At 42.7% G+C, this 22842-nt stretch carries 24 protein-coding genes; 13 read left to right on the forward strand and 11 right to left on the reverse strand.

Features of this window, described 5'->3' with window-relative positions; translation table 11 throughout:
* Positions 1-168 precede the first annotated feature (168 nt).
* The 3 genes from gmhB to syd all read right to left on the reverse strand — a co-directional run bounded on the left by gmhB (position 169) and on the right by syd (position 2130).
* Complete coding sequence (gene gmhB, locus ACXJY6_RS18450) at positions 169-717, reverse strand: D-glycero-beta-D-manno-heptose 1,7-bisphosphate 7-phosphatase (protein ID WP_458769220.1); 549 nt, start codon at positions 715-717, stop codon at positions 169-171.
* 86 nt (positions 718-803) lie between these two features.
* Positions 804-1580, reverse strand: a complete 777-nt coding sequence (locus ACXJY6_RS18455) for a Zn-ribbon-containing protein (protein WP_456052362.1) — start codon at positions 1578-1580, stop codon at positions 804-806.
* Positions 1581-1584: 4 nt separating this feature from the next.
* Entirely contained in the window at positions 1585-2130 is a 546-nt protein-coding gene (gene syd / locus ACXJY6_RS18460; RefSeq protein ID WP_458769221.1) for a SecY-interacting protein, read from the reverse strand.
* A 92-nt stretch (positions 2131-2222) separates the two neighbouring features.
* On the opposite strand from syd, the gene queF reads away from it, so the two are divergent.
* The 5 genes from queF to xni all read left to right on the forward strand — a co-directional run bounded on the left by queF (position 2223) and on the right by xni (position 9600).
* On the forward strand, positions 2223-3068 hold the full coding sequence (gene queF / locus ACXJY6_RS18465; RefSeq protein ID WP_456052364.1) for an NADPH-dependent 7-cyano-7-deazaguanine reductase QueF: 846 nt from the start codon (positions 2223-2225) through the stop codon (positions 3066-3068).
* Positions 3065-5392 (forward strand): tetratricopeptide repeat protein, encoded by a 2328-nt coding sequence (locus tag ACXJY6_RS18470; RefSeq protein ID WP_456052365.1) that lies wholly within the window; start codon positions 3065-3067, stop codon positions 5390-5392. Before queF ends, ACXJY6_RS18470 begins: the two co-directional genes overlap by 4 nt.
* A 114-nt stretch (positions 5393-5506) precedes the next feature.
* Positions 5507-7087 carry a GGDEF domain-containing protein gene (locus ACXJY6_RS18475; protein ID WP_458769222.1) on the forward strand — a complete coding sequence of 527 codons (1581 nt, stop codon included), beginning with the start codon at positions 5507-5509 and terminating at the stop codon, positions 7085-7087.
* Between the two features lie 291 nt (positions 7088-7378).
* The gene (ppnN, locus tag ACXJY6_RS18480; protein WP_458769223.1) at positions 7379-8746 is read left to right on the forward strand and encodes a nucleotide 5'-monophosphate nucleosidase PpnN; all 1368 of its coding nucleotides are present in this window, start codon (positions 7379-7381) and stop codon (positions 8744-8746) included.
* 71 nt (positions 8747-8817) lie between these two features.
* Positions 8818-9600 (forward strand): flap endonuclease Xni, encoded by a 783-nt coding sequence (gene xni, locus ACXJY6_RS18485; protein ID WP_456052368.1) that lies wholly within the window; start codon positions 8818-8820, stop codon positions 9598-9600.
* A 29-nt stretch (positions 9601-9629) separates the two neighbouring features.
* Here the strand turns inward: xni and rlmM are convergent, their stop codons facing one another.
* The 6 genes from rlmM to pomA all read right to left on the reverse strand — a co-directional run bounded on the left by rlmM (position 9630) and on the right by pomA (position 15272).
* A complete protein-coding gene (rlmM, locus tag ACXJY6_RS18490) occupies positions 9630-10721 on the reverse strand; it encodes a 23S rRNA (cytidine(2498)-2'-O)-methyltransferase RlmM (RefSeq protein WP_456052369.1) in 1092 nt (363 codons plus the stop codon).
* The gene (locus ACXJY6_RS18495; RefSeq protein WP_458769224.1) at positions 10718-11116 is read right to left on the reverse strand and encodes a DUF423 domain-containing protein; all 399 of its coding nucleotides are present in this window, start codon (positions 11114-11116) and stop codon (positions 10718-10720) included. Before ACXJY6_RS18495 ends, rlmM begins: the two co-directional genes overlap by 4 nt.
* Entirely contained in the window at positions 11106-11732 is a 627-nt protein-coding gene (locus ACXJY6_RS18500; RefSeq protein WP_458769225.1) for an alpha/beta family hydrolase, read from the reverse strand. Before ACXJY6_RS18500 ends, ACXJY6_RS18495 begins: the two co-directional genes overlap by 11 nt.
* Before the next feature lie 171 nt (positions 11733-11903).
* Positions 11904-13352, reverse strand: coding sequence for a tRNA uracil 4-sulfurtransferase ThiI (gene thiI / locus ACXJY6_RS18505; RefSeq protein ID WP_458769226.1), 1449 nt, complete (start codon positions 13350-13352; stop codon positions 11904-11906).
* Positions 13353-13512: 160 nt separating this feature from the next.
* Entirely contained in the window at positions 13513-14466 is a 954-nt protein-coding gene (locus tag ACXJY6_RS18510; protein WP_456052373.1) for a flagellar motor protein MotB, read from the reverse strand.
* Between the two features lie 41 nt (positions 14467-14507).
* On the reverse strand, positions 14508-15272 hold the full coding sequence (gene pomA / locus ACXJY6_RS18515; protein WP_456052374.1) for a flagellar motor protein PomA: 765 nt from the start codon (positions 15270-15272) through the stop codon (positions 14508-14510).
* A gap of 313 nt (positions 15273-15585) precedes the next feature.
* Here pomA and xseB point away from each other — a divergent pair, with 313 nt between their 5' ends.
* The 3 genes from xseB to dxs are packed head-to-tail and all read left to right on the forward strand — an operon-like array spanning position 15586 to position 18621.
* Positions 15586-15840, forward strand: coding sequence for an exodeoxyribonuclease VII small subunit (xseB, locus tag ACXJY6_RS18520; protein ID WP_456052375.1), 255 nt, complete (start codon positions 15586-15588; stop codon positions 15838-15840).
* Between the two features lie 7 nt (positions 15841-15847).
* Positions 15848-16732, forward strand: a complete 885-nt coding sequence (ispA, locus tag ACXJY6_RS18525) for a (2E,6E)-farnesyl diphosphate synthase (protein ID WP_458769227.1) — start codon at positions 15848-15850, stop codon at positions 16730-16732.
* 23 nt (positions 16733-16755) lie between these two features.
* Positions 16756-18621 carry a 1-deoxy-D-xylulose-5-phosphate synthase gene (dxs, locus tag ACXJY6_RS18530; protein WP_456052377.1) on the forward strand — a complete coding sequence of 622 codons (1866 nt, stop codon included), beginning with the start codon at positions 16756-16758 and terminating at the stop codon, positions 18619-18621.
* Between the two features lie 106 nt (positions 18622-18727).
* On the opposite strand, the gene truC is transcribed toward dxs, so the two are convergent.
* Positions 18728-19456, reverse strand: coding sequence for a tRNA pseudouridine(65) synthase TruC (gene truC / locus ACXJY6_RS18535; RefSeq protein ID WP_458769228.1), 729 nt, complete (start codon positions 19454-19456; stop codon positions 18728-18730).
* Positions 19456-19767, reverse strand: coding sequence for a YqcC family protein (locus ACXJY6_RS18540; RefSeq protein ID WP_458769229.1), 312 nt, complete (start codon positions 19765-19767; stop codon positions 19456-19458). Before ACXJY6_RS18540 ends, truC begins: the two co-directional genes overlap by 1 nt.
* Before the next feature lie 168 nt (positions 19768-19935).
* On the opposite strand from ACXJY6_RS18540, the gene ACXJY6_RS18545 reads away from it, so the two are divergent.
* The 5 genes from ACXJY6_RS18545 to tsaA all read left to right on the forward strand — a co-directional run bounded on the left by ACXJY6_RS18545 (position 19936) and on the right by tsaA (position 22830).
* Positions 19936-20982 (forward strand): DUF3549 family protein, encoded by a 1047-nt coding sequence (locus ACXJY6_RS18545; protein ID WP_456052380.1) that lies wholly within the window; start codon positions 19936-19938, stop codon positions 20980-20982.
* Positions 20979-21290, forward strand: coding sequence for a DUF3301 domain-containing protein (locus tag ACXJY6_RS18550; RefSeq protein WP_456052381.1), 312 nt, complete (start codon positions 20979-20981; stop codon positions 21288-21290). The genes ACXJY6_RS18545 and ACXJY6_RS18550 overlap by 4 nt, the downstream gene beginning before the upstream one ends.
* A 95-nt stretch (positions 21291-21385) precedes the next feature.
* Positions 21386-21679, forward strand: coding sequence for a hypothetical protein (locus tag ACXJY6_RS18555; RefSeq protein WP_456052382.1), 294 nt, complete (start codon positions 21386-21388; stop codon positions 21677-21679).
* Positions 21679-22128 carry a YaiI/YqxD family protein gene (locus tag ACXJY6_RS18560; RefSeq protein ID WP_458769230.1) on the forward strand — a complete coding sequence of 150 codons (450 nt, stop codon included), beginning with the start codon at positions 21679-21681 and terminating at the stop codon, positions 22126-22128. The genes ACXJY6_RS18555 and ACXJY6_RS18560 overlap by 1 nt, the downstream gene beginning before the upstream one ends.
* 3 nt (positions 22129-22131) lie before the next feature.
* Positions 22132-22830 carry a tRNA (N6-threonylcarbamoyladenosine(37)-N6)-methyltransferase TrmO gene (tsaA, locus tag ACXJY6_RS18565; protein WP_456052384.1) on the forward strand — a complete coding sequence of 233 codons (699 nt, stop codon included), beginning with the start codon at positions 22132-22134 and terminating at the stop codon, positions 22828-22830.
* The last annotated feature ends 12 nt before the right edge of the window (positions 22831-22842 follow it).

Below are 22842 nucleotides of genomic sequence, written 5' to 3' on the forward strand. Positions count from 1 at the left end.
GAGTGGCCAAAGGGAGCAGACTGTAAATCTGCCGGCTCCGCCTTCGATGGTTCGAATCCGTCCCCCTCCACCATCTTATTTAAATAAAAAAATCCTGCTCAATGAGCAGGATTTTTTTATTGTCTGAATATTTATTGGTTAACTTAACCGAAATTCATTTCACTCGAATTACGCTAACAAATACTTCGGTACATCTGCAATGCTGTCTAACACGGCATCTGCCAGCTCCGTCCCGCGTTCAGTGATTGGTTTTCCGGTACGAACCAAGATTTTCGTTCCGACTCCAGCAGCCTGTGCAGCCATCATATCTTCCGCTTTATCTCCAACCATGACGGATTTCGCCATATCGATTTTCAAAAAGTCTCGAGCAGATAAGAACATCCCTGGTTTCGGTTTGCGACAATCACAATCTTGCTTATATTCACCAATGCCTGCTTCACTATGATGCGGACAGTAATAAATACCATCGAACTCCACACCATTATCTTCGAAGTTCCAATCCATCCATTGAGTTAAACTCATAAAGCGATCTTCGCTAAACTTGCCTCGAGCAATACCAGACTGATTGGTCACTAAGACCAAAAGATAACCGCGACTTTGTAGCTCTTGAGTAGCTTCAAATACACCCTCGACAAACTCAAAGTCATCCTCATTATGTACATAACCATGATCAATGTTTATTACACCATCACGATCTAAAAATACGGCAGGTTTCATGGTTAAAAATTCTCTTAAGTTTAATTAAAATGACCTATCCATTTACTGAGATTACATATTCAAAAGTTTCACCCCTTTGAACATAGCTACTTTAAGTGATCCCAAGACAGGTTTGAAACAATACGACACGAATCGCACTTAAAATGAAAAATGTCGTGAATTGGTTCTTCTAACCGCCATTCACCATGACATTTCGGACAACATCTCGCTTGCTCACTCGTCAAGCTTTGACCACCAACACGATATTGATAGTAATAGGTTGGAATCTTAGTGATATATTCAATTCGTCCTCGTAAGTCCCACCCTCGACGAAACAAGTCACTGTTCGCATCAGTGATTTCATCTAGCGCGGCATGCTCAGCACGACACCCTCCTGCCATTTGCAATTCATCACAAGCTTGCCATTCAGTTTGCCATTTAATGACGGCTTTATGATCACCATTTAACGTTGGTTGATTACGGTAGAGAGGGATTGGCTGAAAAGTGTCACCACTTCGAAGCGGAGAACAATTGTGCACATACGTAGTATATAGAATTTGCCATGAAGGCGTTAAATCGGATGCGGTTTCTTCAGAACTCAAGTCTCGTCCCAGCATTTTCACCTTAGGGCCAATCAATGAAGCCTCGTTCACCCGGCTCAAACAGACTTTGACATAATCAGAATGGTATCTAGGGTGTAAGCTGTCTTTCTCAGGGCAGATAACTCGAGCAAAGAACTCAGCATCTCCCATAATGATAGGAAATTCTCGACCTAGAATCTGGCCATTGTAGCGCAACGCCTCGAGTAATCCATTGATCGCCTTATCGACGGCTGTCAATGTGGTGTTATCAAAACACTCAAACTGAAGCTCCATTAAATACATCTAATTAGACTCTCGGTTCAAGTTGGTTAAGGAAATGAACAACATCTGGCGCTAATACATCTCGTTTATCGGTACCTAAACGTTCTAAAATCACTTCGCCGCTGAGATTGCAAATCGAAATAACATCAAGCTCTGCATCGGTTACCGCGATAAAGACCGTAGGCTTCAGTTTTAGTCGGCGTTGAGTTAAAAGATGACCCAGAATATTCTCTTGCAACATTGGGAAATCATCTTCACTCCAAACTTGGAGCAGGGATAACTCATTTTCATCCCAACTGCATTCCAGATCCGCACTAAAGACCGATCCGTAAAATGCTTTAATATCATCATGTAAAGTCAATTCAATTGCCTGTTCGACATTAGCGAAATTGGCTTGAACCTCTCGGCTAACACATTGCCATTCAACACCATCATCGTGCTGTTTAACAATACATGGAGATGGCATATCACTAAGTTCAGGATTGATTGGATTTGAGTTATGGCTCGCTTGATAAGCAATTCGATACCGTTCACTTAATGCTTCTAATGCTTGCTTAACCACGTGATTCATCTCTTCTCCGAAAATAGTCATCGAGTCTTTAATGACACGATGGATAGGATTGCGTAAAATTCACTGCATTCTAAACGAAAACTGTCACGATTATGAGCAAATATTCCAAATCACAACAACTCGACGGTCTAACACTCGGAAAAAATGTTAGCTACGTGAATAAATACGACGCAAGTCTTTTACAGTCGGTTCCACGTAGCCTCAATAGAGATGATTTGAACCTTGGCGAAGTGTTGCCATTCAAAGGGTGTGATATTTGGACACTGTATGAGATCTCTTGGCTAAATTCCAAAGGTTTGCCTCAAGTTGCTGTGGGGCACGTTACATTACCCGCTACGAGTCCAAACTTAATTGAATCCAAATCGTTCAAGCTTTACCTAAACAGCTTCAACCAAACAACGTTTGATTCATGGATCGACGTGACAGATCGCCTGATCAGTGATCTATCGAATTGCGCAGGTGAAAAAGTCGACGTTGAGCTCAAAGCAATCGAAGATTTTGCTCATCAACGTATTGGAACTATGGAAGGCGATTGCATCGACTACCAAGATATCGACATCAAAAATTACCAATTCGATGCTTCGTTGCTAGAAAATGCCATCAGTGGCGAAATTGTCGAAGAGACCTTACACAGCCATTTACTCAAATCAAATTGCTTAATTACCAATCAACCCGATTGGGGCAGTGTCGAAATTCAATATCGCGGTCATAAAATCAATCGAGAATCATTGTTACGCTATATCATCTCGTTTCGTGAACACAATGAATTTCATGAGCAATGTGTTGAACGAATATTTACTGATATCCAACGTTACTGCCAACCTGAATTCCTCGTCGTCTATGCACGGTATACACGCCGTGGAGGCCTGGATATTAACCCATATCGTTCGTCTGAAAATACGCATCCAGCTAACTTAGCAAGAATGGCACGCCAGTGAAGCAAAGCGCCTTATCCACCGCTCCAACAATCAACTTGAGTGCCGTGTTGCGAACACTTAGTCGAAATTTAGCACTCATATTAGTACTAAATTTACTGTTGATGTCTTTCTTACCGAAAGTATTCGCCGTTGAGTTTGCTTCGCCGAGTATAGAAGAAGCGCGTTTGATGCTTGATATTTCGCCCAAGCAAGCACAAAGGTTAAGTCAAGATTTTCTCGACAATAGAAGAATTTCAGGTCGGATCAAACAAAACGCTTCTGATGGCGTAAATAGCTCATCGACGAACCCAATTCGCACGCCAAACAACAGCATTGAAGCACTTGAGATATTGACGCAAGCTTGGTGGCAGCTTGGTGACAAAAACAAATCTCAACGTTATTTAGAGCAAGCAAAAGAAGTGGCTCAACGTTTTTCCCTTCCATTTAAAAAGCTTGAATTGGACCTTCTAGACGCACGTTTTCAATGGTTGAACTCTTATAATTCTGAACGCGCACTTGAACGATTAAGTCAATTAGCAGCACAGCTAAACAACTTTGATAACTCTAAAACGTTCACTCGCCGACTGCATTACCAAGCAGCAATGATACAAGCAGAAGTAGCCTCTCACGATGGTGATATGACACTGGCGCATGCATATTTCGTGATTGCAAAAGAATATACTGAAGATCAACTAGAGAAACAAAGGTTTATCAATTATCACCTCGCTGTAGGTCAACACTACCTAAATAATAAGCGTTACAATAAAGCACTGCCTGATCTGCTCATCGCCTATTGGAGCGCGGTAGACTCAAACTCTAGTGTTCAGCTTGCGAAAGCGAACACCTTGCTAGCAAAAGTATTTTATCAACGCAAAGTTTACGATCAGGCTCTGATTTATCTTCGCCAAGCTGCTGATTTTTACAATGGTTATCAGGATACCCCAGCTCTAGCGGAGATACTGAAACTAATGGGAGACAGCTACTATGAGCAGAAACGATTCAACCTTGCACTCGTTCACTACCTTAATGTGCTCGATCAAGATGAGTTAAGTTCCCATATTAACCAATATATAGAAATGCAAATCAAACTAGCGGGTACCTATTATCAGTTAGAAAATTATGAGCTTGCAAAGCAGTATTTAGATAATTCATTTTTGTTACTTGATAAACATAACGATACTTCGCTTAGAGCACGAGCTACGTTACTGCAAAGTGGGTTAGCTTTTTATCAGGGAAAACTTAAACAAGCGGCAACCTATGGCACAAGAGCACTCTCGCTTGTAAAAACAACCAAACAGATTGACCTTGAGTTAGAAACCTATGTTCTCTTAACCGACGTTAATGAACAGATGGGTGAGAACGAACAAGCCCTTAGTTTTGCCAAACGTTACAATGAACTAAACCAGCTTAATCAGGTAAAGTTAAATCAAATTGGCGAAGATACATTCCGCCAGCAAAAAGAGTTTGTCGAACAAACATTACACTTCACTGAGCAAGAGAAAAAGCTTAACTCTATCACTCAACGTACTAACACCTTACAGCACGTAACCGTTGCTTTAACTATTGCTGCTGTTGCTTTCCTGATAATTATATTTCGACGCGGTCACATTATTAGGCTTCAAGAAAGCGAAATCGATGGGATCAATAATCGACTCTTTGCTCACTCTCGTTCCAATTTAAGTAATTTAAGAATGCTCAATGCAAACTTACCGTCCTCGCTTCATAAAACCAGTCGAACCTACGAGCAGTGGCACATCGGAGAACTTATCCATGAGCCTCTTTCTGATCGACTGCGCTTTGCCATCATTGATGTGCCCTTTCTTCGAGATATGTATTTACAATATGGCTACACCGCTGGGCTTGAGTTAGAACAAAGCTTTGGTCAGTTTCTAACTGACAAACTGAATGACGATATGCGCTTATTTCACTTTACCGACGCGAACTTACTCTATATTGAAAAAAATCGAGATACCAATACCCCACCACACCAGCTGTTCGAACAAATAAAGATGTGGATAGACGAATTTCAACCGTCGCGAGATATCAATCGAGTAATTCGAATGGGGATTGCTGATTACCCCTTCCTTCCAAGAGCGTACATGATGATAAATGAAAGGGAGCTGTTAGATATTCTCTTAATGGCAACAAGTACATCATGTCACCTTAGCGACAATGAAGAAGCAAGTCATTGGGTTTACTTTAAAGCGATCGATAATGCGCCCGCTGCAAGCTTTGCTTCGGACAATATTCGAACCGCCTGCCAACAAGCGATTGATCAAGGAATAATAAAAGTTCACTCTTCTTGCAAGATTGAGGAGAACATCAAACATTCATTAAAAATGTAGAGAAATTAGTCGAAATTAAACGTGACCGCGTGACGTAGAGTGTTTATTTGCTATTATCGATAGATTCATTAATAGGAATTCCTGTTTTCTGCTAATCCATTCATTTGGTTCATTATGATCGCCTCCGACAATACGACTCAGGACGAATTACTTACGCTAAGACGTCAATTGGCGAAAGTGCGTTTGACACATCGCGATTCATCGCTCAAATTTACTAGAGAGCGCAATATCTTAAAACGCCTTTTAAGCTCGTTTACTACCGTTTATCAAAGTAATAACAAAGATCTGAACCTCCAACTAAGTGAGCTGCGAAAATCTCTCGAAAATAATTCTCTAGAAAAAAATGGCGAATTAGGTTCAGCTATTTCGCAAATGGCCGTTATAGAACGAGGATTAAAAAAGCAGGCGTTAACAATGGAGAAGCAGACTATCAACTTAGACAATCAGATCCGTCACAGTGGCGAAGCGTTGCTTCGCATACCCGGTTTGCCTATAAAGGTAAAACGGGATGTGCGCGATCTCCTAAGTCTTTCTGATTCAACACGCTTGCCACAAGGTGATCAAGCCTACCGCTTACTAGGATTGTTTGAACGTTCAGTTAAAATCATTTCAACCAATCCAGATCTCGCCTGTTCAGAAATCGAACAAGCGGCTGAGAAAGAGTTAATTCTTCGCCTTTGTGAAGAGTTGCAGAGTTTAATCACCGAACTTGATTTCGATGGTGACGCAGGCGATCAATTACTGGATATTCGCGCTAAGTTATTGATTGGAGTAGAGGCAAACCACCTCATAGAAATAACCTTGGATGTACTACGTTTAGTCATTGAAGGAACCAAGCATGAGCGAAAATCATCAGAAAAGCTTTTAGAACAAATTAATACATCACTCAAAACAAACCTTAAAAGTACAGCAGATAGTGTCGAGCAAAGCCAAAGTTATTCGATTCACCGCCAGGAAATGAATTTAGAACTCAGCCAACTCGTCACCAAAAGCCAATCAGTACTCAATCAGGGAACGGACCTTACTCAGATCAAACAAACGATTGATCCCATGTTCAATGAGCTTCAATCGCTAACTGAACGGTTAATGCACGCAGAAACAAGAGAACAAGCGTTAATCGAGCGCATGATATATACCCAAAACCAAATGGAAGCACTGCAAGAAACCACGTTAGATTATCGTCGTCGTCTTAATGATCAAGCCGAGCGCATGCTCCAAGACCCTTTAACCAAGGTATACAACCGAACGGCTTTCCATGAGCGTTTGGAAGTTGAATATCATCGTTGGATAAAGTCTCAGCATGATCTCAGAATCATCTTGTTCGATATCGATAATTTCCGAGAAGTTAACGAAAAGTTTGGTTTTACTGCCGGAGATAAAGCGTTAAAAATAATCGCTCGAACTCTAAGCAAAGAAATGTCGGGTAACGACACCATCGCTCGCTTCTCTGGTGAAGAATTTATTGTCATCATGCCCGAGCATGGCCATGATGAAACCTATCGACAAATTGAGCGAGTACAGTCGACCATTGCTAAATTACCCTTTAAATTTAAACAGCAAAGTCTCTCGATTACTCTTAGTGCTTCTAGCGTTGGGTTTAAGGAAAATGATACTCCTGAAGATGTGTTAGAGCGCGTATTTAGAGCGATGTCGGAAACAAAAAAACAAGGTCACAACACTATCAATTGGAAATAGAGGCAGTATATTATTTCGATAAAACTTGCCTCTGAACACCTGCCCTATATTAAATTACCCCCTGATTGATACTGAAAAATCAAAGTGTTAATTTAATCTTGCTATAATAATAATCGTGGACACTGATTTAATCGTAAATCAGGTTATATTCACTATAACAATCAATACTTGTTTATCTCTCATTTGATCAATTTGTTGTACTGCCTATTGCTTATGCAGTTCGAGAAGCAATCGGGTAACCAATAAGCTCGGAATTAACCGATAAAATGAGACATAAGTGGGGAGGAATGTATGAATACTATAATAAGCCCAATGGGCAGTATGGACCTGCTCTCTCAAATTGAAGTTGAGCGCCTTAAAAAAACAGCATCGAGTGATACCTTATATCAACTCTATCGCAACTGCACTCTCGCCGTCCTAAATTCGGGTGCTCATACCGACAATTCAAAAGAACTCCTCGATAAGTACAAAGATTTTGATGTGGATGTATTACGCAAAGAGCGAGGAATTAAGATTGAACTGATTAACCCACCGAGCCATGCCTTCGTCGATGGGAATATCATTAAAGGAATTCAAGAACTGCTTTTTTCGGTGTTGCGTGACATTGTCTACGTCAACATGCAAATTGCCGAAAACCAAAGACTGAATTTAACCAATCCTGCACATATTACCAATCTGGTTTTTTCCATATTACGCAACTCCGGTGCATTAATTCCAGGGGTGACACCTAATTTGGTCGTGTGTTGGGGTGGCCACTCAATCAACGAAATCGAGTATCAATATACGCGTTCTGTTGGTCACGAACTTGGGTTACGTGAGCTCAACGTTTGTACGGGAAGTGGCCCTGGAGCAATGGAAGGTCCAATGAAAGGTGCCGCAATTGGTCACGCTAAGCAACGTTCTAAAAGTGCTCGTTACATTGGATTGACAGAGCCTTCTATTATCGCCGCTGAGCCACCAAACCCGATCGTTAACGAACTGATTATCATGCCAGATATAGAAAAAAGGCTCGAAGCATTTGTTCGTTTAGGTCATGGTATTATTATCTTCCCAGGGGGCCCAGGTACCGCAGAAGAGTTGTTGTATATTCTTGGCATCATGATGCATCCAGACAATGCTGATCAACCTCTTCCAATTGTGCTTACAGGTCCTAAAGAGAGCGAAGCCTATTTCCACTCTATCGATCAGTTTATTCTCGATACGCTGGGAGAAGATGCTCGTAAACATTATCAAATCATTATCGATGATCCTGAAGCGGCTGCGAAAGCAATGGCCGAAGCGATGCCTAAAGTGCGCGCCTACCGTAAAGCCGATGGCGATGCATACAGCTTTAACTGGTCATTAAAAATCGATAAGCCGTTCCAATTACCCTTTGACCCAAGCCATCAAAATATGGCAGAACTCGATCTCCACTATGATCAACAACCGGAACAATTGGCAGCAAACTTACGTCAGGCGTTCTCAGGAATTGTTGCTGGTAATGTGAAAGCAGAAGGTATACTGGAAATTGAACGTCATGGCCCCTTTATGATTGATGGAGATAAGTCATTAATGGCCAAAATGGATAAGTTACTGCAGGACTTTGTTGATCAAGATCGAATGAAGCTACCAGGTGGGCAAGCCTATCAGCCCTGTTACCGGATAATGAATCAAGATTAGCCAAAGCTTAGGCTGTCAAAAACAATCGATTTGATTACAATAAGGGGCTCAGCCCCTTTTTTGTGATTACTATGTCTAACATTCATCTCGTGATTATCGATGCATTGAATTTGATCCGTCGGGTTCATTCCGCTCAGCCAGATCCCAATGATATCGCACGTACCACGACAACCACCATTCGAACCCTCACGCGTGTTATCAATGAAGCCCAACCGACTCATATTGTTGCTGTATTTGACCATAACCACGAAGACAGAGGATGGCGTGCTGAGCTACTACCAAGCTATAAAGAAGGACGTAAACCTATGCCTTCTGCTCTACAAGAAGGTCTTGAAAGCATTCAAGACGCATGGTGGGAGTTGGGGATAGATTCTCTGCTTTCCGAAGGAGACGAAGCGGACGATTTGGTCGCAACCCTAGCGGTAAAAGTTGCCTCTCATAATGAGAAAGTGACCATTATATCGACCGATAAAGGATACTGTCAGATCCTATCACCGACACTGCAAATCCGGGACTACTTTCAACATCGTTGGTTAGATGCTCCATTCATAGAAAAGGAGTTCGGCGTTAAGCCAGAGCAACTTGCCGATTACTGGGGACTAACTGGAATTAGCTCTAGCCAAATGAGTGGAATTCCGGGCGTTGGCCCAAAAGCCGCAAAAGAGATTTTAACTCAATTTCCGACTATTGAAGCGGCGTATGCCAGTGATGAAATTGCCGCTAAATATCGTAAAAAACTTGATGAACACATTGAAATTGCAAGAATATGTCGTCAGGTAGCGTCATTAAAAACAGACATTGAACTTGGCTTCAATTTACAAGATTTGCGCTTGAAACCAAGTTCAACAACATAAAACTATCACTAGAAAATAGCAATGAGATGTTAGTGAGGAGAGATGTTCGACAGTGACTGAATATGAACTGTGATCTCTTCTCTATCGTGATATAAGTGTTTCGCCTGCAGCTTGAATTTAACGTTATGCTCATTCAAGAAGGTTTTTAAGTTCTCAATATCTTGCCACACTTCATCAAAGCGCCCTTTCATCGGTAACTTCAAATTAAAGATCGCTTCTTGAGCCCAGCCTGCAATTAACCATTCCCCCATCAATTGAGCAACACGTGCCGGCTTTTCTATCATGTCGCACACAATCCAAGTAACATTTTTTCGAGGTGGTTCAAATTTAAAACCATCCACTTGATGATGCTTAACTTGCCCAGTATCCATCAGACTATCTGCCATCATGCCGTTATCAACCGCATGGACGAACATAGAGCGCTGCACGAGCTGATAAGTCCATCCACCTGGGCAAGCGCCTAGATCAACGGCCCACATTCCCGATGCCAACCGCTCATCCCACTCTTCTTTAGGAATAAAAACATGAAAAGCCTCTTCCAATTTGAGTGTTGAGCGACTTGGTGCATCCGCTGGGAACTTCAATCGTGGGATACCCATATAAAACGGGGAATTATTATTCGCGTAAGAAACCCCTGCATAACAATGGCCTGGTTTAATAAAGCACAAATGTAATACCGGTTTCTTTAGGTTTTCTTTTTTATACAAAATCCCCTTGCCACGTAACGCTTGGCGAAGTGGAACGGTAAATTTACGGCAAAATTTAAGCAGCTCTTTTGCTTCTTCATTATCAGGTGTCTCAATACGAAGGTCACCACAATTCGGCAGTCCTTCTACTTCGCTTAGATCATCAAGAATAGGAGAAATGCGATCGTCCTTAGGTAAATCTTCAAATTCAGCGCATATCGCAAACATTTGGCGTGCGAAAATCAATGATGAAAAATCCACTTCTTTAACAAGCTTCTCTGCATCACCATCTTGATAGCACTCAAAGATAACGTAACCACTTTTTTTAACCACACGAGGAAAACCAAACACCTCTAACCGAGTGGCTTTTTCTTGGATTTCGCTAGCACAATCATTTTCAAATCCAGTACGACAGTAGAGCATTAATTGCTTCACTCGTTCACCTCATCAAGTTTTGTTACGCCAAGTGCCATAAACACCCAACCTATAATAAATAACAGACCACCAAAAGGCGTGATCGGACCAAACCATTTGATTCCTGTTAGCGCCAGTGCATACAAACTGCCACTAAAACAAAAGACGCCGATAATAAAGCAAATGCCTGCACGATAAAAACAATTTTGCGCTTTTTCGCTTTTGGTCAACCGCATTAAAATAGCACAAGCCAAAAGCGCTAATGTATGAATAAACTGATAGTCAACGCCAGTATTAAAGACATCAAGATGATAAGCCGAAAGAGACGATTTCAAACCATGTGCTGCAAAAGCCCCTAAAGCGACCGCGACTCCGCCATAGAGTGTTGCGACGCTAAGCAATTTTCTACTTTTCATCCAACACCTCAAGAATAAAATGACTCAGCTTTTTTGCAGCATGGCTGAGGTTTTCTTCTTCGGTTAAACCCGATTTTTTTCTCGGCTTAAAACTGTGGTCGCCATCGGAGATATACTCGACAGTGATTGAAGAGCTCAGATTCATCTCTTCAACTTCAACACGGGGGCCAAACGTATCTCTCTCACCTTGCAAAATTAAGCACGGCTTGGTTAATTGGGATAAATGCTCGCCTTTGAATCGCTCGGGCTTTCCCGGGGGATGAAATGGAAACCCAAGACAGGCGATACCGGCGACGCGGTTATGTTCTTCCAACAACGAGGCCATACGACCTCCCATCGACTTGCCACCAATCACAACCGGCCCATCAACTGCAAACTCGTTTATCACACTTTCAAAGGCTTCAAGCAGTTTGGGGGCGCGATCGGGTGGTCGCCTTTTATTTTCTTCTTTTTGCCTAACCATATAGGGGAAATTAAACCGAATAACCAGAATATTGCTCTGCGCTAACTGTGATGCGATCGCCTCCATAAATGGGTGATCCAGACCTGCGCCAGCACCATGAGCAAAAATAAACGTTGCTCGATTCTGCTCTCCATTAATCTCGGTTGTTGTCATATCTCACCTTCTATTAACGCCATAGACTTCCGACCCTTTCCATCTCGCACCAGATAAATACTAATGCATTAACGCCAAGACTGTCGCCTATCAAGTATATAAACAATAAAGCCGCCTAATTTAAGGCGGCTTCGACAATGATTACGTTCTAACCATCAACACTATTGATGACTAAGGACGATAAACTTTTACGTTATTAAAACCCTGCTCTTTAAGATACAGAGCTTGCAAACGACTCATCACACCACGCGCACAATAGAGAAGATAGGTTCTTGATTGGTCCAAATCACCGAACTTCGTTGCCAATTTATAGAAAGGTAGATGTTGAACTTCAACACCATCAATCACAAGAGAGTTATCGTCTTCTTCATCTGGGCTACGGATATCCAATACGACCGCATTCGCTTCCACTTGATCGACCGATTCGACATCAGGAACTTGCTCCTGACTTTCTTCAGCAATCTTACGAATATCCATCTGACGAGCACTAAATACGACGTTCTCAAGAATGGAGAAATCGAAGTTATTTTCTTCTTTCTCTAGTTTTGCTTTAACTGCTTTCACGGTTGGATTTTTTGAAATCACACCACAGTATTCTGGCATGGTTTTAGCGAAATCTTCAGTGCCGATTTGTCTCGCAACATTAATGATATCTTCTTTATCCCAGTTAATCAGAGGACGTAAAATCAATGTATCAGTGACATTATCGATCATGCGCAAGTTCGTTAAGGTTTGGCTAGAAACTTGCCCCAGTGCTTCACCAGTGACTAAAGCTTGTACGCCAAGCTTTTCAGCAATCATACCCGCAGCACGCATAAACATCCGTTTGAGCACAACACCCATTTGGCCGTCATCGACTTTCTCTAAGATTTCTGCAACAACCGGTTCAAAATCGACAGAAATAAAACGCACCTTTGCCGATGACCCATATTTATTCCATAAATAATGCGCTACTTGCTTAACACCAATCTCGTGCGCAGGCCCACCAAGATTAAAGAAACAGTAGTGAACTTTCGAACCACGCTTGATATGTAGATAGCTCGACACACCGGAATCAAAGCCACCGGAAATCAAACTCAATACATCTTCTTGTGTGCCCAATGGGAAGCCACCTAACCCTTTGTAGCGCGCAATCACTTGATTAAGCTTGCCTTCTGCTATTTCAACATTGATGGTCACATCGGGGTTTTTTAGCTTAACTTTGGCACTTTCTACCGCTTGGTTAAGCCCACCACCAACATAACGCTCAAGTTCAATCGACGTAAAATCATGTTTACCACGGCGCTTTGCCCGAACCACAAACGTTTTATCTACGATTTTATCTTGGCTATGCGCTAGGACTTGTTCGTATATATTGTGAAGGTCGGTAAATTCAGACTGCAGAACTTCAAGTACCTGAGCGATACCCGGCGTATGCGTCAATATCTCTAACGTTTCTTGAAAAAACTCATCACTTTCAGAGGTAACTTCAATGTGGTCGCGACGATTAAATACCGACACCGATTGAGTACGACGTTTGACGATATTACGAATATTACCTTCAAGAATCTTGGTAAAACGTTTGCGAACAGATTCGCTTTTAACAAAAATCTCTGGATGGGGCTTAACAATAAACTTCATAGGAGTATTCGCAATGTTCCGGTTAATCAAATTAACAATAGTAGACACGATCTAATAGCGACCAGCGTGGAGGCGCAAGATTATACACGAGATTGAAACACTAAGGAAAGGACAAAAAAGGCAAGCCGAAGCTTACCTTTTTATTTCATTTTCTGCCTATTTATTGAGGTGATGCAATCGAGACTTCATCACTAAGAAGCGGTTCACCCTGGAGAATATTAATTTCAACTCGACGGTTTTGTGCTCGGCCAAGCGGCGTCTCATTGGTCGATACTGGCTCGGTATCTGCGACACCTCTCACTCGTAATCTTGCATGATTAAACCCGGGAACTCGTTCCATTTCCTGAGCAACAGATACCGCTCTTTGCGCAGATAGATCCCAATTCGAGCGGTAAAGCTCTGATTCCGTTGGCTGATTATCAGTATGACCTGAAACCATAACAACTCCTGGTACGTCTTTAACTAAATCGGCAATTTGACGAACTAAAGGACGAAATTTAGGTTGTAAGAATGCTGAACCTTGAGGGAACGCTCCCTTCTCTCGCAATCGAATAATGATTTGCTGACCTAAGTTATCAACTTCAATCGCTCCTTGTGCTATTTCTCTGTCTAGCGCTTTTCTGATACTTTCGAGCACCGTCTCCATCTCTTCGGTCATCGCTTCGGCCATTTGTTGAGCCTGTTGCTGCGTTTCCGATTCTGCCATTTGCTCAGTGGAATCCTGAGGCGATTGACCACCGTTTGCATCACCATCTTCTTTTTGATTCCCACCAGCACGATCAGAATCGCCTTCTTGAAACTCCAGAGTCTGCTGAGTGATATCAATTGTTTGCTGCATGATCACGTCGATCGGCGTCGGCTCTGGTCGCCCTGGTCTAAATTCTTGCGCAATAACACTGGTCCCTTTTGGGATATCTTTTACATCGAGTCTATTTTGCACACCAAATGCAAACTTCATCGAGCCTGCAATTTGTTTAAATTTCAACACGTCCATTTCAGAGAATGAAAGCAGTAACACGAAGAAGCACATGAGTAGTGACATCAGGTCAGCGAACGTACCCATCCATAGAGGTAAACCGGGAGGAGGACAGGTACAGTTTTCTTCATCAGACATGACTTGGCTCCTTTAGGTTAGGAGTGCTGGCTGAGGTTAGATTATTCACCATCAACACCTGCAGCTCTTTTGCCTTCATTGATGTAGTTTTGTAAGAATCCATCAATAACACGTGGGTTTTGACCATCTTGAATCGCTAAAACACCATCCATTATCAAACGACGATTCAATGTTTCTTCTCCACGACGTAAGGATAATTTATCGGCAAGTGGGAAAAAGACCATATTTGACAATATTGCACCATAAAGTGTGGTTAAGAGTGCCACCGCCATTGCAGGACCAATTGATTTTGGATCATCCATATTTGATAGCATCGCAACCAAACCAACCAGTGTCCCAATCATCCCCATCGCGGGTGCAACGTCACCAAATGCACGAAAAACTTCAATACTTGAATTGTGACGCTCATCAGTCAGTACAATATCTTTTTGCATCGCGGCACGAACCACATCACTGTCGTGCCCATCAACCAGCATATCGATACCTTTCTGCATAAAGCTATTGGTAATTTCCATCTCTTCCAATGCAAGAAAGCCCCCTTTACGCGCAGCATCTGCCATTTCAACCACTTTTGCGATTAAATCTTCTGGGCTGTCCGATTTAAACATAAACGCCTTGGCCGCGACTTTTGCCGATCCTAAGAATCCGCCGAGCGTAAATTTCATCATTACGACAAAGATAGAACCACCTACCACAATCAAAATTGAGGTGACGTCGAAGAACATCATTAAGCTTCCGCCTAAGATCATCGCCATAATTACGAAGGCAAAGCCGCCTAAAAGACCGACTAGTGTTGCTAGATCCACAAAGCACTCCTCATGCTATTCATTATTCTTCGAGATTAACCTAACCATAATTTGTATCGGCTGAGCCGAAAAAGCTTTAGTTAAATTATTGGTTCACATCGTAAATAAATTCAATATAACTCTATTGTAGGTCAAAAATTCCTACTTCACCGTGAACCCTTCTCATCAATGTTAGAATATTGGCAACAATTTTTTTATACGTTTAATAGCTTAGTCATAAAAATGGCTATTTGAATGAAATTATCCTCGTTAAATTTGACCAAGATAGCGCCCTAGGGTAACTTCCCACCATTATCTTAATGATGAAATGATTATGGCCAGTAAAAAACCAGAAAATATGTCCTATGAAGCGACAATTGAAGAACTCGATAGTTTGGTTAATCAGCTAGAGCAAGGAGAGCTTGCGCTTGAAGATGCACTAAAAACGTTTGAGCGTGGCATCGCCCTAGCCCGAGCAGGACAAGTGAAATTAAGCAATGCTGAACAACGAGTCCAAATATTGCTGAGTGAAAGTGATGAAGCTCCACTCGATGATTTTACACCTTCACTATCTGAGCCAAATAAATAAGATTGCCATGATTTCAGATTTAGCACTCTATCAGGAAAGAAACAGTCAGCAATTAAATAGCTGGTTAGATGAGCTGCCAATGCAGCAAGACTCGCTAACTCAAGCAATGCGCTACGGGCTATTGTTGGGTGGTAAACGAGCACGACCTTATCTGGTATATATTACCGGAGAAATGCTTGGGTGCAGTTTAGAACAACTGGATACCCCTGCAAGTGCCATCGAATGTATTCATGCCTATTCACTGATCCATGATGATCTTCCTGCTATGGATAATGATGAACTACGTCGAGGTCATGCAACTTGTCATATTAAGTTTGATGATGCTACCGCCATCTTAGCGGGCGACTCTCTGCAAACCCTAGCGTTCACGATCTTATCTGAGGGTATGTTAAGCGCAGATGCTGAACCTCAACGTATCAAAATGATTCAAACGCTTGCCAATGCTTCAGGTGCAAATGGCATGTGTTTAGGACAATCCCTCGATCTAAAAGCAGAGAATCGACTCGTCGAACTCAATGAACTTGAAACTATTCACCGCAATAAAACAGGTGCACTGATAGGATGTGCCATTCGCTTAGGCGCACTTTCAGCGGGTGAAAAAGGTATTAAGTTATTACCTTATTTAGATCGCTATGCCGCCGCCGTCGGGTTGGCGTTTCAAGTTCAAGATGATATTTTGGACATAACAAGTGATACAAAAACGCTAGGTAAACCACAAGGTTCCGATACTAAACTCAACAAAAGCACCTATCCTGCTATTCTAGGACTAGCCGGTGCTCAACAAAAAGCGAATTTGCTTCTCGAAGATGCTCTCGAAGCTCTTGATGCCATTCCTTTTGATACCAGTAAACTTGAACAATTCGCCCGATATGTCATCGAGCGCAAGAATTAAAAAGAATTTATAAGCGCGTAACTATGACTCTGAATATTTCTAAATATCCAACATTAGCTTTGGCCAATACCCCAGATGAGCTTCGCTCTCTGCCAAAGGAGATGTTGCCTAAACTATGCGATGAACTGAGAACGTATTTACTCAATAGTGTCAGTCAATCAAGCGGACATCTGGCCTCTGGACTCGGTACTGTCGAACTGACGGTGGCTTTACACTACGTCTATCATACCCCTCATGATCGCTTGATTTGGGATGTAGGTCATCAAGCATACCCTCATAAAATTTTAACTGGCCGACGCGATAAGCTGCCGACGATAAGGCAAAAAGGGGGACTTCACCCTTTCCCTTGGCGTGAAGAGAGCGAGTATGACACGCTGTCTGTCGGACACTCTTCAACATCGATTAGTGCCGCATTAGGTATTGCAATCAGTGCTGCCAAAGAAGAAAAATCTCGCCGTGTTGTGAGTGTTATTGGTGATGGAGCCATCACCGCAGGCATGGCATTTGAAGCCCTAAACCACGCTGGAGACATCCACAACGATATGCTTGTCGTGCTCAACGATAATGAAATGTCGATCTCTGAAAACGTGGGCGCATTAAATAATCACCTAGCACAACTGCTTTCAGGAAATCTCTACACCACAATTCGGGAAGGTGGCAAGAAAGTACTTTCTGGTATTCCACCAATTAAAGAATTGGTTAAGAAAACAGAAGAGCACATAAAAGGCATGGTGGTACCCGGCACTCTTTTTGAAGAGCTGGGATTCAATTATATCGGTCCAATCGATGGTCACGATGTTCTTGAGCTAGAAAAAACGCTCCGTAACATGAGAGACCTCAAAGGGCCTCAATTTCTGCATATTATGACCAAAAAAGGCAAAGGTTATGAGCCAGCAGAGAAAGATCCAATTGGCTACCATGGCGTACCTAAATTCGATCCGAGCCATTCGTCATTACCGAAAAGTAACAATAATCCCCCAACTTTTTCTAACATTTTTGGGGATTTCTTATGTGACATGGCCGCACAAGATCCTAAGCTAATGGCAATTACTCCAGCCATGCGCGAAGGCTCTGGAATGGTGCGTTTTTCCAAAGAATACCCAAGCCAATATTTTGATGTTGCGATTGCTGAACAGCATGCAGTGACTTTGGCAACAGGCATGGCGATAGCGGGCGATCATCCGATCGTGGCTATCTATTCTACCTTCCTCCAACGAGGCTATGATCAGCTTATTCACGATGTTGCGATCATGAACCTACCGGTAATGTTTGCCATCGACCGTGCTGGATTAGTAGGAGCTGATGGACAAACACACCAAGGTGCATTCGACCTTAGCTTTATGCGTTGCATCCCTAACTTGGTGATTATGGCTCCAAGCGATGAAAATGAGTGTCGTCAAATGCTTTATACCGGCCATCAACATCAAGGGCCAAGTGCGGTTCGTTACCCTCGTGGTTCAGGTAATGGCACCGTCGCGACTAACGAATTTACTGCTGTTGAAATTGGTAAAGGCCGCGTCATTCGCGAAGGAAAACAATGTGCCATTCTCAGCTTCGGTCCGTTACTGCACAATGCGGTTGTCGCAGCGGAACAACTGGACGCGACCGTTATCGATATGCGTTTTGTTAAGCCACTAGATAAAGAACTTATCAAAGAGATGTGCCAAACGCACGATGTGATTGTCACACTCGAAGAAAACGCGATTGCTGGAGGAGCTGGCTCGGCGGTGATCGAGTTTATGATGCAAGAAAAGTGCATTAAGCCAACCCTGACACTGGGTTTACCAGATGAGTTTATTCATCAGGGAACACAAGATGAATTGTACGAAGAATTGGGATTAGATGCAGATGGCATTATCAACGCCATCAACAGCTACCTCAACAGATAGTGACCATCGAACCCCGACATAACTTGTCGTATTAACCCTACAAAAAAGCGCCGTGTCTGGCGCTTTTTTATTGAGTCCCTTTTCAAATATTATCCAGCTCAAAAATCTATGAGCATTTATCTAACGGCCATTTAAATTGTTCAAATAAATGCAACCATACCTCATCATAGTTCGCTTTTAACACCAATTCTTGTTCGGTATAGGGATGTATAAAGCTTAGTTCAGCCGCATGCAGCAGTAATCGGTGAGCATCAAAATGCTCTCTAAACAATCGATTATGCTTTCCATCGCCATGATTGGTATCACCAATAATCGGATGGCTAATATGATGCATATGACGTCGCAATTGATGCTTTCGCCCAGTCTCTGGTTTCATCTCGACTAGCGAATATCGGCTGGTTGGAAAACGTCCAGTTGAAAACGGCACTTCAATATGGGCTATTGGTCGATAATAGGTCACAGCCTCTTGAGCAGGTTTATCTTGTTTGGCAAATTTGTCCGCGATTTTATCGAGCTTTTGGGTAAGCGGATAATCCAACCTTGCTTCTTCTTCAATCCAACCTCGGACCACAGCATAATAGGTTTTCTCCATTTGATGCTCTGCAAACATCGGCATCACCTTAGCAGCCACTTCGCTCGACAAAGCAAACACTAACACACCAGACGTAGGCCTATCTAAGCGATGTAACGGGAACACATGCTGGCCAATTTGGTCCCGCAAGGTTTGCATTACAAATTGGGTTTCATGTTTATCCAGCCAAGAGCGGTGTACCAACATTCCTGCTGGCTTATTCACCGCGACCAAGTAGTCATCTTGATAGAGTATTTCTAACATTATTGGCACACCTTATCGATCTGCTGAATGATATTGAGTAAAGACGAATAAGCCGGCTTTCCTTGCCAAACTTGTGCGAAATAAGGTTCTATCGAAAAACCTCGAGGAAGGTTATTCTCATTCAAAGCGTGACGCATTTTGGGAATAAAAATCCACTGCAGCCATTGTTCGGGGGCTAGTGTATCCATGGCGAAAGGAACCAAACTGCTTAATGCTTCTTCATTAGGAGGGGTCGTTTGCCATAAATTTAGGCCATTCAATTTCATTTCGAGTTGGTCTAAAAGCGAGATAAGGGGAACAATTCTGGTCATCGAGCGTGCTTAATTTTTTTGTCGGACTTGAAAACGTGCTATAGAGTACCATCTATTGAAGAATAACTGATAGAGTCAAACTCCCTAAAGTGTGTGCAAACCCAATCATAGACGCACATGGCCTTAGGAACTAACTGATTCAAATTACCCCTTTTCATCGGATGATATATGCAAACCATAGATACTCTTAGCCAACTCGTTAGCGAAAGTGAATGCGACTACATGGTGTTCGACTTAGGCCGCCGTATTCAGCTTATCGACAACCAGCAATTCGCCAGCGTTGAACAAGGGCAGCAACCCTATCCTTATCCGCTTCAACGCCATGCTAAGTTTGCTATCGTCTATTGGAATGAATCTAAGCAGCCTTGGTTCTGGTTTCTTAACTTCGAACTGGATGAACGTGGATTACTGATGCCTGCCAACGTGGGACAATTCATTCGCTATGTGTTAGAAGCGATGGGCACACGTTTAACCAATAATTTAAGCGAAGAACAACAAAACAAACTGGCAAACAACCCTTTCACGTTTAAGCCAAACGAAGAAAAAATGGCGGTACTCCACAGCCTAGTGCGTGCGAAGCTATCACATCCAGCAAGCCAATATTACGAGCACGCCCAACACTACTTTAAAGGCGAACTCGGATGGGACAAATGGCAAAGTGTCGGCTTACAAGGTATTACTGATATGGCGGCTCGATTATCTGATGAACAAAATCATCGCCATTTCATACGCTCACTCAAGCACCTACCAAGCCAGCCTCTATACGGTTTACTTGGCGCATTGGAACATGTCTCTCTAACCAGTGATCTCAGCAATAAACTGGCTGAATTTACCTTAGATGAGATGCAAGGTGATGAACCCGATTTGTTTTTACTCTCAGCATTGATCAGAGCATTATCAGGTGGCGATAACCAGCATTTAACCGATGTTGTTCAACAGCTATTGTCTCAAGCTCAGTTATGTCATCCAGAAATATTGGTCGCGCTGGCAGGCCGAAGCTGGCAAGCCCTTGCAGAAACCGCTAAGGCGGAGTTATTTCTAGTTCGACTTGCTCAAACCCAAGATCAAAACTTGTTTAATCAATTGTTTGCCGATCTGGTGATGATTCCACAGCTACGGATGATTATGTTACCGCTGTTACATTCAACACCATCGCCACAATTGGTCGACGCACTCACTAATTTGCAGAAAAGTACTTTAGGGCAAACTCAATGATTACCGATTTGTATGCCATTATATTTGCAGCATTGGTCTGTTTTCTATTTTGGCAACAGCGCAAGCAATCTGAATTAGCGAAACAAGCGATCCAACGTAAATGCAAACAGATGAACTTGCAATTGGTCAGTGTTGCCTTTTCGACCCATAAGTTTCGCACCAAGGAAAAAACGTGGCGCTGGCACACCATCTACCATTTTGAGTTTTCTTCATTAGGAGACGATTGCTACCAAGGTGAATTAATTATGCGAGGGTTCTACATCAGTAAATTTAACCTCCCTCCTCATCGATATGTTGAACAGGAATAACATTCATACCGCATGATCGTTAACGTAGCACGAGGACGCTTTCGTTCTAACACCGTTCAGCGTAGAATTCCCGAATAATGAAGTAAGGACACCATATGATTACCAAAGACGTAACTGAAGAGTTAGAAGCGGTACTAACCCAGTTAACCAACGAAGGGAAAGAGCCTTCTGTTGCACTGGTTAAAGCTCGGTTATCTCAATCAATTCCAATGCCTGCGATCATTTCCACGATCAAAAGCTGGAAAGCATCGAAGCGCGTGCCAAAAATTGAAGTTGCAGCCGAAGTAACAACCTCTTTAGATACTCGCGTTGAACAGTTAGAAACTCAGGTTGAACAGTTATTAGCGCGGATCACACAACTTGAAACGCAATTAAGTGAGAAATCATAATGAAGCTTTGGGTTGACGCCGATGCCTGTCCTAAGGTCATCAGAGAAGTGATTGTACGTGCGGCTGAACGCACGGGAATAGAGTGTATTTTTATCGCCAATCATACAATTCCTTTGCCACGACGAAATAATATCCACTTTCAGCAGGTCCAAAGCGGATTTGATATTGCAGATAACGAAATTGTCCGCCGTACTGAAGCGGGTGATCTTGTTATCACTTCCGATATTCCTTTGGCAGATGAACTGATCACCAAAAACGTCATGGCATTAAGCTCTCGAGGTGAACTGTTTACCAAAGAAACCATAAAATCTCGATTGAATATTCGTGACTTTATGGAAACAATGCGCTCCAGTGGTGTGCAAACGGGCGGTCCAGCCAGTTTATCTCAAACTGACCGACGCGAGTTTGCCAATCACCTTGACCGACTTCTTGCGAAACACCACCGTTAATTCATGTCTTCATTCTCTATCACACCGATTGCAGAAATTGAATCGCCTTATAAAGAGAAGTTTGCGGTACCACGCCAGCCAGGGTTAGTTGCCGCTAAATCTCGTCTCAAATTATTAGGCGAATCGAATTGTGCTGAAGCTATTCGAGGTATCGAGCAATTTAGTCATCTTTGGTTACTATTTCTGTTCGACCAAAATCTCGCGGCTGGATGGAAACCAACAGTGCGCCCTCCTCGTCTCGGCGGCAATGAACGCATTGGTGTGTTTGCTTCTCGCGCGACATTTCGACCGAACGGGATTGGTATGTCAGCCGTCGAACTAAAAGGTGTCAGCAAAGAAGGCAATCACTTTTATCTCGAGCTCGGTGGCGTTGATTTGGTGAATGGCACTCCCATCATTGATATCAAACCTTATATTCCCTACAGTGATGCGATTCCTGATGCGCTCGCGGGCTACGCCCAGAATGTTCCCGAGTTATTAGAAGTCATCTTTTCTGATTCCGCTAAGCACTCTTTAAGCAACCACCCTGAACACGATTATCTTTACCGCGTGATTGAACAAGTACTGGCTCAAGACCCGCGACCCGCGTATAAAAAATCACAGCATGATAACCGAGAATATGCGGTAAATTTGTTCGACTTCAATATCAAATTTCGTGTCGAAGGCAGAAAGGTTCTCATCACAACAATAGAGGACTTTTGACAAAGCCAAATG

It is taken from the genome of Vibrio phycocola, from assembly GCF_054404255.1.

Coding starts and splice junctions, on each gene's coding strand:
- gmhB (WP_458769220.1), bottom strand. CDS start 717: ATGAAACCTGCCGTATTTTTAGATCGTGATGGTGTAATAAACATTGAT.
- ACXJY6_RS18455 (WP_456052362.1), bottom strand. CDS start 1,580: ATGTATTTAATGGAGCTTCAGTTTGAGTGTTTTGATAACACCACATTG.
- syd (WP_458769221.1), bottom strand. CDS start 2,130: ATGAATCACGTGGTTAAGCAAGCATTAGAAGCATTAAGTGAACGGTAT.
- queF (WP_456052364.1), top strand. CDS start 2,223: ATGAGCAAATATTCCAAATCACAACAACTCGACGGTCTAACACTCGGA.
- ACXJY6_RS18475 (WP_458769222.1), top strand. CDS start 5,507: ATGATCGCCTCCGACAATACGACTCAGGACGAATTACTTACGCTAAGA.
- ppnN (WP_458769223.1), top strand. CDS start 7,379: ATGAATACTATAATAAGCCCAATGGGCAGTATGGACCTGCTCTCTCAA.
- xni (WP_456052368.1), top strand. CDS start 8,818: ATGTCTAACATTCATCTCGTGATTATCGATGCATTGAATTTGATCCGT.
- ACXJY6_RS18495 (WP_458769224.1), bottom strand. CDS start 11,116: ATGAAAAGTAGAAAATTGCTTAGCGTCGCAACACTCTATGGCGGAGTC.
- ACXJY6_RS18500 (WP_458769225.1), bottom strand. CDS start 11,732: ATGACAACAACCGAGATTAATGGAGAGCAGAATCGAGCAACGTTTATT.
- thiI (WP_458769226.1), bottom strand. CDS start 13,352: ATGAAGTTTATTGTTAAGCCCCATCCAGAGATTTTTGTTAAAAGCGAA.
- ACXJY6_RS18510 (WP_456052373.1), bottom strand. CDS start 14,466: ATGTCTGATGAAGAAAACTGTACCTGTCCTCCTCCCGGTTTACCTCTA.
- xseB (WP_456052375.1), top strand. CDS start 15,586: ATGGCCAGTAAAAAACCAGAAAATATGTCCTATGAAGCGACAATTGAA.
- ispA (WP_458769227.1), top strand. CDS start 15,848: ATGATTTCAGATTTAGCACTCTATCAGGAAAGAAACAGTCAGCAATTA.
- dxs (WP_456052377.1), top strand. CDS start 16,756: ATGACTCTGAATATTTCTAAATATCCAACATTAGCTTTGGCCAATACC.
- truC (WP_458769228.1), bottom strand. CDS start 19,456: ATGTTAGAAATACTCTATCAAGATGACTACTTGGTCGCGGTGAATAAG.
- ACXJY6_RS18540 (WP_458769229.1), bottom strand. CDS start 19,767: ATGACCAGAATTGTTCCCCTTATCTCGCTTTTAGACCAACTCGAAATG.
- ACXJY6_RS18545 (WP_456052380.1), top strand. CDS start 19,936: ATGCAAACCATAGATACTCTTAGCCAACTCGTTAGCGAAAGTGAATGC.
- ACXJY6_RS18550 (WP_456052381.1), top strand. CDS start 20,979: ATGATTACCGATTTGTATGCCATTATATTTGCAGCATTGGTCTGTTTT.
- ACXJY6_RS18555 (WP_456052382.1), top strand. CDS start 21,386: ATGATTACCAAAGACGTAACTGAAGAGTTAGAAGCGGTACTAACCCAG.
- ACXJY6_RS18560 (WP_458769230.1), top strand. CDS start 21,679: ATGAAGCTTTGGGTTGACGCCGATGCCTGTCCTAAGGTCATCAGAGAA.
- tsaA (WP_456052384.1), top strand. CDS start 22,132: ATGTCTTCATTCTCTATCACACCGATTGCAGAAATTGAATCGCCTTAT.